General features: G+C 66.1%; 10 protein-coding genes. 5 read left to right on the forward strand and 5 right to left on the reverse strand.

Annotated features, from left to right (window positions below; all coding sequences use genetic code 11):
* Nucleotides 1-2 precede the first annotated feature (2 nt).
* From PSQ39_RS14530 to apbC, 4 genes are all read right to left on the reverse strand, one after another.
* Nucleotides 3-524 carry a formate dehydrogenase subunit gamma gene (locus tag PSQ39_RS14530; protein ID WP_273927545.1) on the reverse strand — a complete coding sequence of 174 codons (522 nt, stop codon included), beginning with the start codon at nucleotides 522-524 and terminating at the stop codon, nucleotides 3-5.
* A 38-nt stretch (nucleotides 525-562) separates the two neighbouring features.
* Nucleotides 563-2,191 carry an OFA family MFS transporter gene (locus tag PSQ39_RS14535; RefSeq protein ID WP_273927546.1) on the reverse strand — a complete coding sequence of 543 codons (1,629 nt, stop codon included), beginning with the start codon at nucleotides 2,189-2,191 and terminating at the stop codon, nucleotides 563-565.
* Nucleotides 2,192-2,426: 235 nt separating this feature from the next.
* Nucleotides 2,427-3,383, reverse strand: coding sequence for a LysR family transcriptional regulator (locus PSQ39_RS14540; protein ID WP_273927547.1), 957 nt, complete (start codon nucleotides 3,381-3,383; stop codon nucleotides 2,427-2,429).
* Between the two features lie 19 nt (nucleotides 3,384-3,402).
* Nucleotides 3,403-4,491 (reverse strand): iron-sulfur cluster carrier protein ApbC, encoded by a 1,089-nt coding sequence (gene apbC / locus PSQ39_RS14545; RefSeq protein ID WP_273927548.1) that lies wholly within the window; start codon nucleotides 4,489-4,491, stop codon nucleotides 3,403-3,405.
* A gap of 206 nt (nucleotides 4,492-4,697) precedes the next feature.
* Here apbC and metG point away from each other — a divergent pair, with 206 nt between their 5' ends.
* Nucleotides 4,698-6,767, forward strand: coding sequence for a methionine--tRNA ligase (metG, locus tag PSQ39_RS14550; protein WP_409242037.1), 2,070 nt, complete (start codon nucleotides 4,698-4,700; stop codon nucleotides 6,765-6,767).
* Here the strand turns inward: metG and PSQ39_RS14555 are convergent.
* Entirely contained in the window at nucleotides 6,716-8,596 is a 1,881-nt protein-coding gene (locus PSQ39_RS14555) for a sensor domain-containing diguanylate cyclase (RefSeq protein WP_273927550.1), read from the reverse strand. The two genes, metG and PSQ39_RS14555, sit on opposite strands and share 52 nt — an antisense overlap.
* A gap of 137 nt (nucleotides 8,597-8,733) precedes the next feature.
* On the opposite strand from PSQ39_RS14555, the gene PSQ39_RS14560 reads away from it, so the two are divergent.
* From PSQ39_RS14560 to queE, 4 genes are all read left to right on the forward strand, one after another.
* A complete protein-coding gene (locus PSQ39_RS14560) occupies nucleotides 8,734-10,386 on the forward strand; it encodes a SulP family inorganic anion transporter (protein WP_273927551.1) in 1,653 nt (550 codons plus the stop codon).
* A gap of 49 nt (nucleotides 10,387-10,435) precedes the next feature.
* Nucleotides 10,436-10,642 (forward strand): DUF3460 family protein, encoded by a 207-nt coding sequence (locus PSQ39_RS14565; protein ID WP_273927552.1) that lies wholly within the window; start codon nucleotides 10,436-10,438, stop codon nucleotides 10,640-10,642.
* Between the two features lie 123 nt (nucleotides 10,643-10,765).
* The gene (locus PSQ39_RS14570) at nucleotides 10,766-11,563 is read left to right on the forward strand and encodes a segregation and condensation protein A (protein ID WP_273927716.1); all 798 of its coding nucleotides are present in this window, start codon (nucleotides 10,766-10,768) and stop codon (nucleotides 11,561-11,563) included.
* 74 nt (nucleotides 11,564-11,637) lie between these two features.
* Nucleotides 11,638-12,276: a 7-carboxy-7-deazaguanine synthase gene (gene queE / locus PSQ39_RS14575; RefSeq protein WP_273927553.1), complete on the forward strand. Its 639-nt coding sequence runs from the start codon at nucleotides 11,638-11,640 to the stop codon at nucleotides 12,274-12,276.
* Nucleotides 12,277-12,298: the final 22 nt, after the last annotated feature.

The following is a 12,298-nucleotide window of genomic DNA, read 5'->3' on the forward strand; positions in this document are numbered from 1 at the left end:
GCTCAGGCCTCCACGGGGTTGAGTCGGGCCAGCAGGCCATCGAAGCGCGCGGTGCTGAGCCGGGCATGCACCTGCTCGTCCACCGCCATGGCCGGCGAGGACGCGCACAGGCCCAAGCAATACACCGGGCTCAGGGTCAGGCGGCCATCGGCGCTCAAACCACCGTGCTCGGTGTCAGAGCACCCCAGGCGGGCACAGGCATGGGCCCACAAGGCTTCGCCACCGCGGGCCTGGCAGGCCTCGGCGCGGCAGACCTGCAGCACATGCTGACCCGGCGGCTGGGTGCGGAAGTGGTGGTAGTAGCTGAGCACCCCGTGCACCTCGGCGCGCGACAGGTTCAGGGCCTGCGCGACCAGAGGCACGCCCTCGGCGGGCACGTAACCGAGCTGGTCCTGGATGCCGTGCAGGATGGGCAGCAAGGCACCGGGCAGGTGGCTGTGCTCGGCAATGGCTTGCCGCACGGCCTGCAAGGCCAGGTCCTCGCCGGGCTGGGCGGGGTTCGCGTCGGGGGTGGGGGTGCTCATGGGGTCCTCTTCAATCAGGGTTCAGCAGGTGGGCGGCCTCAGGCAAACAGCTTGGCCACGCTGAGCAAGGTGCGGTAGACGCCCCAGGCCAGCGGGATGCCCACGGCGGCCCAGGCCAGCGCCACGACCACGGGGCTCACGCCGTCGTTGCCCGCGCCGCTGCCACCCACTTCGGAGGCCGAGGCCTTTTCGTGGGCCAGGCGTTTTTCTTCGGCCAATTCGGCGTCGTTCATGAACCACTTGTCCGCCACAGGGCGCACCAGCAGGTTGCAGATCAGGCCGATGACCAGCATGCCAGTCAGGATGTACATGGTCTGGTTGTAGACCTGCTCACGCGGGATGCCCAGGCTCAGCTGGTACTCGCGCATGTAGTTCACCACCACCGGGCCCAGGATGCCGGCGGTGGCCCAGGCGGTGAGCAGGCGGCCGTGGATGGCGCCCACGAACTGGGTGCCGAACAGGTCGGCCAGGTAGGCGGGCACGGTGGCAAAGCCGCCGCCGTACATGCTCAAGATGATGCAGAAGGCGCCCACGAACAAGAACACGCTGCCGGCGGCCGCGCTGCCCGGGATGCCGAAGTACAGCACGCCGCCCAGCACGAAGAACACCACGTAGGTGAGCTTGCGGCCCAACTTGTCGGACAGGCTGGCCCAGAAGAAGCGGCCACCAATGTTGAACAGGCTCAGCAGCGCGGTGAAGCCTGCGGCCACGCCGGCAATCGCCGCCAGCTGGGTCTTGTCGAGTTCACTGAACTTGGCCGACACCCCGATCAGGGAGCCACCAAACACCTCTTGCAACATGGGCGAGGCCATGCCGATCACGCCAATGCCGGCGCTCACGTTCATGCACAGCACCATCCAGACCAGCCAGAATTGCGGGATCTTGAAGGCGTTCTTCACGTGCACGTGGCGCTGCGTGATCATGGTGTTGGCCGCGTTGATGGCCGGCGGGGTCCAGCCGGCGGGCTTCCAGCCGGTGGCCGGCACCCGGTAACCCAGGGCGCCCGCCATCATGAAGACGAAGTAGATCAGCGCCATCACGATGAAGGTGGGCATCACGCCCACGCTTTCGGGGGTGGCAAAGACCTTCATCAGGTCCGCCGCCAGCGGCGAGCCGATCATGGCGCCGCCCCCAAAGCCCATGATGGCCATGCCGGTGGCCATGCCCCGGCGGTCCGGGAACCACTTGATCAACGTGGACACGGGCGAGATGTAGCCCAGGCCCAGCCCGATGCCCCCGATCACGCCGGAGCCCAGCAGCATCATCCAGAACTGGTGCAGGTAAATGCCCAGCGCCGAGAACAGCATGCCGCCGCACCAGCACAGGGCCGACACGACGCCGGCTTTGCGCGGGCCTGCGCGCTCCAGCCAGCCGCCCCAGATGGCGGCCGAGGAGCCCAGGAAGACGAAGAACAAGGTGTACATCCAGCCCAGCGTGGAGATCTTCCAATCGCAGCTGGTGGTGAACATTTCTGCGAAGAAGCCCACTTCAGGGCCGCATTTGATGCTCTCTTTGATGCCCAGCGCCTTGGAGAGCGGCAGCCAGAACACCGAGAAGCCATAGGCCATGCCGATGCACAAATGAATCGCGAGCGCCGCCGGCGGCACCAGCCACCGATTGAAGCCGGGGCCCGCAATGATGCGTTCCTTGTCCAGAAAACCAGCCATGAGTTTGTCTCCGTTTCTTGATCAGAGTGTCTTGTCGATCTTGTTATCTGGCGCTCCGCCCAGGCTTGCAAAAAGCCTGAGCTCAGGGGCGTGCCGGAGCGCCGGACGCGAGTGTGTTCGGCCTGGGTAAGCCGGTCAAATTGAATCGGCGTATGCCGAGATTCAAAAAAGAAATGTACCCCTGGGAATACCCGCGATCGGGCAAGTCCAAAGGCTTTTTGAGGGGATGAAAGGCTTAGACGCCCGCCGCCGGGGCGCCACTGTGCTGGGCCGCATGGGCCAGCCAGGAGGGCTGGCGCGCCAAGGCCAGCGCGGCCTCCAGCGCGCGTGAGGGGCGCTCGGCCTGGGTCAGCATGAAGCCGATCGGGGTCTGCACCTCGGGGCTGATCAACGGCAGCGCTTCCAGCTCGCCGTAGCCCCGCGCCGCACCCACCAAGGCGCCGGGCAGCACCGCACACACCTCGCCGGCCACCACGCTGAGCGACAGGGTGAGGATGGAGTTGGTTTCGATCACCGGCTTGACTTCGGCCCCGGCCAGGGCGAAAGCGCTGTCGACGATGGTGCGGTTGTGCATGTCAGGGGTGAGCAGGCACAGAGGCAATTCGGCCGCGGCCAGCCAGCTGATGGCCTGGCCGCGCTGCAGGCCCAGGGTGCCGGGCGGCGGGCGCAGCGGGCTGCGCCGCACGAGGAAATAGTGTTCGGTGTACTGGGGCAAAGCCTGCACCGCCGGGTTGCGGCCCAAGCGGTCGGTGTAGCCCAGGCCCAGGTCCAGGCTCAAGGCTTCCAGCCCGTTCTCAATCTCGGGCGAGGACAGGGACAGCACCACGGGCCGAATGCCTGGGTACAGCGCCTGCAATCGCGCTGCAAACCGCGCCACGATGGGCATGGCCGTGGGCACAGCCCCGATGCGCAGCGTGCCTCGGGGCCGGTCCGCTTCGCTTTCCAGGTCCTGCTGCAGCAGCTCATGCTCGCGCAACATGCGGCGCGCCGTGACCAGCACGCGCTCGCCCTCCGCCGTCAAACCCGCGTATTGACGCGTGCGCTTGACGATGACCACACCGAACTCCGACTCCAGCGCTCGCAAGGCGTTGGACAGGGCCGGCTGGGTGATGTGGCAGGCCTGGGCCGCGCGCCCGAAGTGCTGGTGCTCGCTCAGCGACACCAGGTAGCGCAGGGAGGCCAGGATGTTCATGCGCGGGCGCGGAGCGGTCTCAGGTGCCTTGGCTGACCGTGATGGTCGGGAACTTGGAGGAGAAGTCCTTGGCCTGCTCGGCCACCTTCAGCGCCACCTTGCGGGCCACGGTCTTGTAAAGGCCTGCGACCTCGCTGTCGGGCGCGGCCACCACGGTGGGGGTGCCGCTGTCGGCTTGCAGGCGGATGTTGATGTCCAACGGCAAGGCGCCCAGGTAGTCCATCTTGTAGTCCAAGGCCATGCGCTGGCCGCCATCGGCACCAAAGATATGCTCGACATGGCCGCACTGGCTGCAGACGTGGACCGCCATGTTTTCGACGATGCCGAGGATGGGCACGCCCACCTTCTCGAACATCTTGATGCCCTTGCGTGCGTCCAGCAGGGCGATGTCCTGCGGCGTGGTCACGACCACGGCGCCGGTGATGGGCACGCGCTGCGACAGGGTCAGCTGGATGTCGCCGGTGCCGGGCGGCATGTCCACAATCAGGTAATCCAGGTCTTTCCAGTTGGTCTGACGCAGCAGTTGCTCCAGCGCCTGGGTGGCCATGGGGCCGCGCCAGATCATGGCTTCATCCGGGGCCACCAGGAAACCGATCGACATCACCTGCACGCCGTGCTTGACCATGGGCTCCATGGTCTTGCCGTCGGCGCTCTCGGGCCGGCCCTCGATGCCCATCATCATGGGCTGGCTGGGGCCGTAAATGTCGGCGTCGAGCAGACCGACGCTGGCGCCTTCAGCCGCCAGGGCCAGGGCCAGGTTGGCGGCCGTGGTGCTCTTGCCCACCCCGCCCTTGCCCGAGGCCACGGCAATGATGTTGCGCACCTGCGGCAGCAGAGGCACGCCGCGTTGCACCGCGTGCGGCACCACCCGGGTGTAGACCCGGGCGCTGACCTGGTCCACGCCGGGCACGCTGCGCGCGGCGGACTCCAGAGAGGCCGTCAGGCTGGGGATCACCGAGCGGGCCGGGTAGGCCAGCTCCACATCGAACGACACCGAGGCGCCTTGCACCTGGAGGTTTTTCAGGGCCTTGGTGGAGACGAAATCTTTGCCGGTGTGGGGGTCAATGACGGTCTGCAGGGCCTGGAGCAGGGCTTCGGTCGTGGGCATGGGCGGTTATGAGGTGTGAATTTTTGACAGGCGCCGAGTTTAGGCCTGTCTGTCCCCCAGAACCGCCACGAGGCCAGCAATCGCCGCTGCACCCAGGGGTTTTGTGCTCAGAGGCGAGCCGCCCCCAGCGCTGCGCGGGCCCTGGCGAACGCGGCGCCGCACCAGCACCTAAAATCAGGGATTCGTCTGGAACCCCAATGACCGCCATGTCCGCCCCACGCAAGCTTTTTGTCACCACCGCCCTGCCCTACGCCAACGGCAACTTCCACATCGGCCACATCATGGAATACATCCAGGCCGACATCTGGGTGCGGACGCAGCGCATGCTCGGCCACCAGGTGAACTTTGTCGGCGCCGACGACACCCACGGCGCGCCCATCATGATCGCGGCTGAAAAAGCGGGCAAAACGCCGCAGCAGTTCGTGGCCGACATCGCGGCCGGCCGCAAGCCTTACCTGGACGGCTTTCACATTGCTTTTGACAACTGGCACAGCACCGACGCGCCCGAAAACCACACCCTGGCGCGCCAGATTTACCTGGACCTGCAGGCTGCCGGCCTGATCGAGACCCGCGTGATCGAGCAGTTCTTCGACCCCGAGAAGAACATGTTCCTGCCCGACCGCTTCATCAAGGGCGAATGCCCGAAGTGCCACGCCAAGGACCAGTACGGCGACAACTGCGAAGTCTGCGGCGCGGTTTACGCCCCCACCGATCTGATCGAGCCCTTCTCGGCCCTGTCGGGTGCCAAGCCGGTGCTCAAGAGCTCGGAACACTTCTTCTTCAAGCTCTCCGACCCGCGCTGCGTGGCTTTTCTTGAGCAGTGGACCCAGGACGGTCGCCTGCAGCCCGAGGTGGCCAACAAGGTCAAGGAATGGTTCACCGTGCGCACCAACCCCGATGGAACCCAGAGCGAAGGCCTGGGCGACTGGGACATCAGCCGCGACGCGCCCTACTTCGGCATTGAAATCCCCAATGCGCCCGGCAAGTACTTTTACGTCTGGCTGGACGCCCCCGTGGGCTACCTGGCCTCGCTGAAGAACCTGCTCGATCAGCGCGGAGAGAGCTATGACGACTACATGGCCGACCCGGCGCTGGAGCAGTTCCACTTCATCGGCAAGGACATCGTCACCTTCCACACCTTGTTCTGGCCCGCCATGCTGAAGTTCAGCGGCCGCAAGACGCCGGACTCGGTGTTTGTGCACGGCTTCCTGACCGTGAACAACGGCGAGAAGATGAGCAAGAGCCGCGGCACGGGTCTGGACCCGCTGAAGTACCTGAGCCTGGGCATGAACCCGGAGTGGCTGCGCTACTACCTGGCCGCCAAGCTCAGCGCGCGCAATGAGGACGTGGACTTCAACCCCGACGACTTCATGGCCCGCGTCAACTCCGACTTGATCGGCAAGTACGTGAACATTGCCTCGCGCGCCGCGGGCTTCATCCACAAGCGCTTTGGCGGGCAGCTGGGCGCGGTGTCGGCCGACGGCCAGGCCCTGCTGGCACCGCTGCAAAGCGCCTGCCCCGCCGTCGCGGAATTGCTGGCGGAGCGAGAGTATGGCAAGGCCCTGCGTGAAATCATGCTGCTGGCCGACCGCATCAACGAGTACGTGGACCAAAACAAGCCCTGGGAACTGGCCAAGCAAGAGGGCATGGACGCCCGCTTGCAAGACGTTTGCAGCACCTGCATCGAGGCGTTCCGCCTGCTCAGCATCCTGCTCAAACCGGTGATGCCGAGCCTGGCCCTGCAGGTCGAGGCCTTCTTGAACGTCGCGCCTTTGGACTTTGCCAGCGCGCAAAGCCTGTTGGGCGCAGGTCACCGCATCAACGAATACAAGCACCTGATGCAGCGCGTGGACATCAAGCAGCTCGAAGCCCTGTTTGAACCGCCTGCCGCACCCGAACCCGAGCGACTGGTGCCCGGCGGCGAGGAACTGGCCCCGACGATCACCATCGACGACTTTGCCAAGATCGACCTGCGCATCGCCCAGATCGTGAACTGCGAAGCCGTGGAGGGCTCGACCAAGCTGCTGCGCCTGACCCTGGATGTGGGCGAGGGCCGCCACCGCAATGTGTTCAGCGGCATTGCCAGCGTCTACCGACCTGAAGACCTGGTGGGCAAGCTGACCGTGATGGTGGCCAACCTGGCCCCGCGCAAGATGAAGTTTGGCGTCAGCGAGGGCATGGTGCTGGCCGCCAGCCATGGCGACGAAAAAGCCAACCCCGGGATTTACGTGCTGAGCCCCGGCCCCGGCGCATTGCCCGGCATGCGCGTGCGCTGAGGCGGCGTGATCTGATCACTCCAGCGAGGCGAGGCCTCCTCGCTGGCGGCGCTGCCCCCCTGACCCGCGGAGGGCACGCCCGGCAACTGCCCCGGTCCGAGCATTTGCAGGGCACGCCCCCCACCAGGGGTGGCCGCACTGCCTTGGCCCATCTGGGACAACAGGGCATCAAGCCGGTTGAGCAGTGCCTGCGCATCGCAGCCAGGGTAGAAGCCGGCCGTGCAACTCACATGCAAACGCAAACTGATGCCTGAGGGCAGGCGCTTGGAGTGCGCCAGCCCGCGCGCGATGATGAGCTGGGCCAAATCCTGCACCCCCTGGGGTTTGAACTCGCCCTCCACCAACAAGACAAAATCCCCATTGCCCAGGCGCGCCAGGGTGTCGCCACTGCGGCGCACCACCTGCGAAATGCAGTAGCTGGCATGCAGGGTGGCGGCTTCCAGCGCCTGCGGGCCAAAGGTCCGGAAGATGGCTTTGAGGTTGCTGATGCGGATGCGCATCACCCCGCCCAAACGGTGTTGCCGGTGCTGGCGCAAGATCAGGTGGTCCAGGCGCTCCAGCAAGACGCGTTCGCTGCACAGGCCGGTGAGCGCATCGATGCGGGTCAGGGCGCGGCGCCGCACCCATTGGTCACGACGCTGCCGCCCCCTCAGAAACAAAGCCACCATCATCAAAGGGACCACGCCCAAGCCCGCCGATTGCGCAGCCAGTTGGGAGAATTGGGCCAAGGGGCCCAGTCCCAAGCCACGCATCCAAGGCAAGAGGCCACTGATCACCAGCACTGCAAAGCCAGCCAGGAGCCAACTGCCCACGCGTGGATCGCGCCGGGCAAAGCGCCAGCTGGCATAGGCGCCCAGCACCAGCACCAACAGGTCATAGACCCAGGCGGCTTGGCCCAGCAGATCAAGCCCCCACACGCCCAGCGCCAGGGCCAAAGCTCCCCCCAAAGCCGCCACCAACACCAGGGCGGCGCACCAGCGAGGCGGAAGCTCCTGACGGGTCAACTGCCCCAGGAACAACAGCACCAAGGCCATCGCCAAGGTCGGCAAGGCCAGGACGGCATGCTGGCTCCAGAGCGGGTGGTCGGGCCACAGGTACTCGGCCGTCAAGCCCCACTGGGTGAGGAAGGAGCCCCCCAGGGCCAACACGCTGGCCGCAAAAAAGAGGGGCAAGGCATCGCGCCACAAAGCCGCCAAAACGACACAGATCAGGGCCACCAGCAAGATCGACCCCAGGTAGCCGCCCAGGGCCAGGTGCCAGAGGCGGCTGCTGTCGTCAAAGCGCTCGCGGCTCCAGAAGCGCCAGCCCAGGGCGGTGGGCTGGCGCCCCTCCACGGCCAAGTACACCCGGCTTTGTCCTGGGTGCAGCGTCCAATCAAAAGCGGGATGCAGGTAGGCCATGGGCCAGCGGCTCACTGGCAGCTGCTGGCCGGCGGAAGCGCTCAGCCAGTGGGCATCGTCGCCCTGCCAGTACAAAGTGACCCGGTCCAAACCCGGCTGCGGCAAGGTCAACACCACTTTGCGCGGCGCGTTGACCTCCGGCAAATCCAGGGCCAGCCAGAGGACCTGGCCAGGCGCCAGCGGCAGGATGTCCCGGGCCGTGATCGGCATGCCCTCGCCGGCCAAAAAGCGCCCGCCCATGCGTGACAGAGGTGAAGCACCGCCCACATCGATCAGGCGCTGGCCCGGTGGCATCACGCCGCCCCAAGCTCCACCCGCCTGGGCCAGCGTCGCATGGCCCCAGCCGGGCAAGAGCAGGCCCAGCAGCAAGCCCAGCCAAGCGCGCGCCAGGCGCCCACGGAGGGCGCCAAGCGCCCCTGCGAGTGTCATTTTCAGGGGTTTGGCCCCGACTTTTGAACAAAGCTCCCTCATAGAGCGAGGACTCTAACCATTTTGTGGGCGCTGCAACATCCCGCAAAAGGATGAACACTGGACGGCCTGTGCGCTGCGGGCCAGAATCGCCAACCATGTCAAATGCCTGGACCCTGGCCCGCTTCCACCCCCGCCTGCTGGACAGCTGCCGAGGCTACAACCGCCAGCGACTCTGGAAGGACGCTGGCGCCGGCGTGACGGTCGGCATCGTGGCCCTGCCCCTGGCCATGGCCTTTGCGATCGCCTCGGGCATGAAGCCCGAGGCCGGGCTCTGGACGGCCATCATTGCGGGCTTTTTGATCTCCCTGCTGGGCGGCTCCAGTGTTCAGATTGGCGGGCCTGCGGGGGCCTTCATCGTGGTGGTCTACAGCATCATCGAGCGCTACGGGTTGCCGAATCTCTTGATCGCCACCGCCCTGGCCGGCGTGCTGCTGTTTGCCATGGGTTTGCTGCGCCTGGGCACCCTGGTGCGCTACGTGCCGGTCACGATTGTGGTGGGCTTCACCAATGGGATAGCGGTGCTGATTGCCCTGTCCCAGGTCAAAGACCTGCTGGGCCTGCAAGTGCCGCACATGCCGGCCGACTTTTTCTCCCAGCTGCAGACCTTGTGGCAACACCGGCATAGCTTCAATGCCGCGGCCTTGGGGCTGGGCCTGAGCTGCGTGGTCGGGTTGTTTGTCTGGCCCTGGCTGTGGGGGCGGCCGCACCGCTTCCAGCAAGCCCTTGATGTGCCCGGCATGCGGCGCGCCATGCGCACGGCCGCGCGGCTGCCTGGCCCCGTGGTCGCCCTGGTCACGCTGACGTTGCTGGCCTGGCTGCTGGATCTGCCGGTGGACACCATTGGCAGCCGCTTTGGCGACATCCCCAGCGGGCTGCCCCAATGGGCCTGGCCCGACCTGTCCTGGGACAGCGCCAAGCACCTGCTCAATCCCACCTTGACCATCGCCCTGCTGGGGGCTGTTGAGTCCCTGCTGTGCGCGCGCGTAGCGGACCAGATCGGCGACCAAGCCCGGCACGACCCCAACCAAGAATTGATGGCCCAAGGCATTGCCAACCTGGTCAGCCCCTTCTTCGGCGGCATGCCGGCGACGGGGACCATTGCGCGCACCGTGACCAACATCCGCTCGGGCGCCACGTCCCCCGTGTCGGGCCTGGTGCACGCGCTGGTGCTGGCGGTGATCGTCCTGATGGCGGCGCCCCTGGCCCTGCGCATTCCCTTGCCTGTGCTGTCGGGCATCTTGCTGTTTGTGGCCTGGAACATGGGCGAGTGGCATGAATTCGTGCAGCTGCGGCACTACTCCGGCCACTACCGCCTGGTCATGCTGGGCACTTTTTTCCTGACCGTGGTGTTTGACCTGACGGTGGCCATTGAGGTGGGATTGGTGCTGGCCTGCGCGCTGTTCATACGCCGCATGAGTTCGCTGTTCACGGTGGCGCCGGTCAGCGAGGGCCTCCCTGCCCAGGAGCACCATTACCGCCTGCATGGGGCCCTGTTCTTTGGGGCCGTGGACCGCATCGACGGGCTGCTGTCCGACGTGGAAAACAGCCCCGCCGGGCTGACCGTGGTGCTCGATGCGCAGTACCTGGTCGCCCTGGACACGACGGGCCTGGACGCCCTGCGCCAGTTGCACCGGGTGATCCGACAACGCGGCGGTCGACTGCGCCTTGAACAGCTGCAGCCCCAACCCCAGGGCTTGGTACAACGCTCGGGTTTTGCCGCCGAACTGGCGCTCGACGGAGTGCCTTGAAAGGGCGTCGGGCCAAGCCCGCTAAAATCGCGCCCAAAGGATTCCTGTCATGTCGATCTTCGCCCGTCCCCACTACACCTCTGAAGCCACTCAGTTCATCGATCAGCTCAAGGCCAGCAAGCCTGAGCTGGAGCGCCAACAAGTGGCTGGCCGCGCCCTGCTGTGGGACCGCGACCAAGACCGTGACGCCCAGGCCGCCTTCGACCAGGCCCGTGTGTCCCAAAAACCCTACGTGTACCAAACCAGCGGCCAATGAGCCCCCGGCGGTGCCACCGCCTGCTGCGGCGCACCTCCACACCCCAATCCCATGAGCGCCCACACCACCGCCTCGCAGGCGGTGCTGCCGCCGGCCCCTGAAGGCGCCAGCACCGACGCCGTGATGCCCCAGGTGGTGGATCACGTTGCGGTCGCTCGCCTGTATGGCGAGCCGCTGTTCGCGATGCCCAGCGACCTGTACATCCCGCCGGATGCGCTGGAGGTGTTTCTGGAGGCCTTTGAAGGCCCGCTGGACTTGCTGCTCTACCTGATCCGCAAGCAGAACTTCAACATCCTCGACATCCCCATGGCCGGGGTGACGCGCCAATACCTGGTGTATGTGGACGAGATCCGCAACCACAACCTGGAGCTGGCCGCCGAGTACCTGCTCATGGCCGCCATGCTGATCGAGATCAAGTCGCGCATGCTGCTGCCCCCGAAACCGGTGCCCGAGGGCGAGGAGCCTGAAGACCCGCGCGCCGAGCTGGTGCGACGCTTGCTTGAATACGAGCAGATGAAGCTGGCGGGGGCCCGACTCAACGCCATGCCTCATTTCGGTCGCGACTTTCTGCGCGCCCAGGTCTACATCGAGCAAAGCCTGCAACCTCGCTTTCCTGAGGTGCATGTGGTGGAGCTGCAAGAGGCCTGGCGCGACATCCTCAAGCGCGCCAAGCTGGTCCAGCACCACCGCATCACCCGCGAAGAGTTGAGCGTGCGCGAATACATGAGCAAGGTGCTGCGCGCGCTGCAAGGGCGGCGCTTTGTCGAGTTCGAAGAGCTTTTTGAGCCTGAAAAAGGCTCGACCGTGCTGGTGGTGACCTTCATTGCGCTGCTGGAACTGGCCAAAGAAACCCTGATCGAAATCACCCAGGCCGAGGCCTTTGCCCCCATTTACGTGCGCCTGGCCTACACGCCCGCCTGAGAGGCGCGCTGGGGCCCCTGGTGCTTTGAGCGCCCGGCCTGCCTGGTGAGCCCTGTTTTTCTGAAAGTCCCCGCATGACCTACAGCGTCAAAGAAATTTTCTACACCCTGCAAGGCGAAGGCGGCCAGGCTGGCAGCCCCGCGGTGTTCTGCCGCTTCAGCGGATGCAACCTCTGGAGCGGCCGCGAAGAAGACCGTGCCAGCGCCGTGTGCCGTTTCTGCGACACCGACTTCGTGGGCACCGACGGCACGCTGGGCGGCAAATACGCGCAAGCTGAGGCCCTGGCCGCGCAGATCGAGGCCCAATGGCCTGCCGGCGACACCCGCCACCGCCTGACCGTGCTGACCGGGGGTGAGCCCCTGCTCCAGGTCGACGCGGCCCTGATCGACGCCTTGCACGCACGCGGCTTTCGCATCGCAGTCGAGACCAATGGCAGCGTGGTCGCCCCACCCGGCATCGACTGGCTGTGCGTCAGCCCCAAGGCAGGCGCGCCCTGGGTGCAACAAAGCGGGCAGGAGCTGAAGCTGGTCTGGCCTCAGGTGGGCCTGGACCTGGACACGCTGGAGCGCACCGGCACCTTCGACCACCGCTTTCTGCAGCCCATGGACAGCCCGGCCCAGGCCCAGCACATCGCCCAGTGCATTGAACTGTGCCTGCAGCGCCCCACCTGGCGCCTGAGCCTACAAACCCACAAGCTCACCGGCATCCGCTGAGCCCGAACCTCGTCACCGCCCC

This window comes from Curvibacter microcysteis (assembly GCF_028649455.1).
Lineage (GTDB): Bacteria > Pseudomonadota > Gammaproteobacteria > Burkholderiales > Burkholderiaceae_C > Curvibacter > Curvibacter microcysteis.

Coding starts and splice junctions, on each gene's coding strand:
- PSQ39_RS14565 (WP_273927552.1), top strand. CDS start 10,436: ATGTCGATCTTCGCCCGTCCCCACTACACCTCTGAAGCCACTCAGTTC.
- PSQ39_RS14560 (WP_273927551.1), top strand. CDS start 8,734: ATGTCAAATGCCTGGACCCTGGCCCGCTTCCACCCCCGCCTGCTGGAC.
- apbC (WP_273927548.1), bottom strand. CDS start 4,491: ATGCCCACGACCGAAGCCCTGCTCCAGGCCCTGCAGACCGTCATTGAC.
- PSQ39_RS14535 (WP_273927546.1), bottom strand. CDS start 2,191: ATGGCTGGTTTTCTGGACAAGGAACGCATCATTGCGGGCCCCGGCTTC.
- PSQ39_RS14570 (WP_273927716.1), top strand. CDS start 10,766: ATGCCCCAGGTGGTGGATCACGTTGCGGTCGCTCGCCTGTATGGCGAG.
- PSQ39_RS14540 (WP_273927547.1), bottom strand. CDS start 3,383: ATGAACATCCTGGCCTCCCTGCGCTACCTGGTGTCGCTGAGCGAGCAC.
- PSQ39_RS14555 (WP_273927550.1), bottom strand. CDS start 8,596: ATGACACTCGCAGGGGCGCTTGGCGCCCTCCGTGGGCGCCTGGCGCGC.
- metG (WP_409242037.1), top strand. CDS start 4,698: ATGTCCGCCCCACGCAAGCTTTTTGTCACCACCGCCCTGCCCTACGCC.
- PSQ39_RS14530 (WP_273927545.1), bottom strand. CDS start 524: ATGAGCACCCCCACCCCCGACGCGAACCCCGCCCAGCCCGGCGAGGAC.
- queE (WP_273927553.1), top strand. CDS start 11,638: ATGACCTACAGCGTCAAAGAAATTTTCTACACCCTGCAAGGCGAAGGC.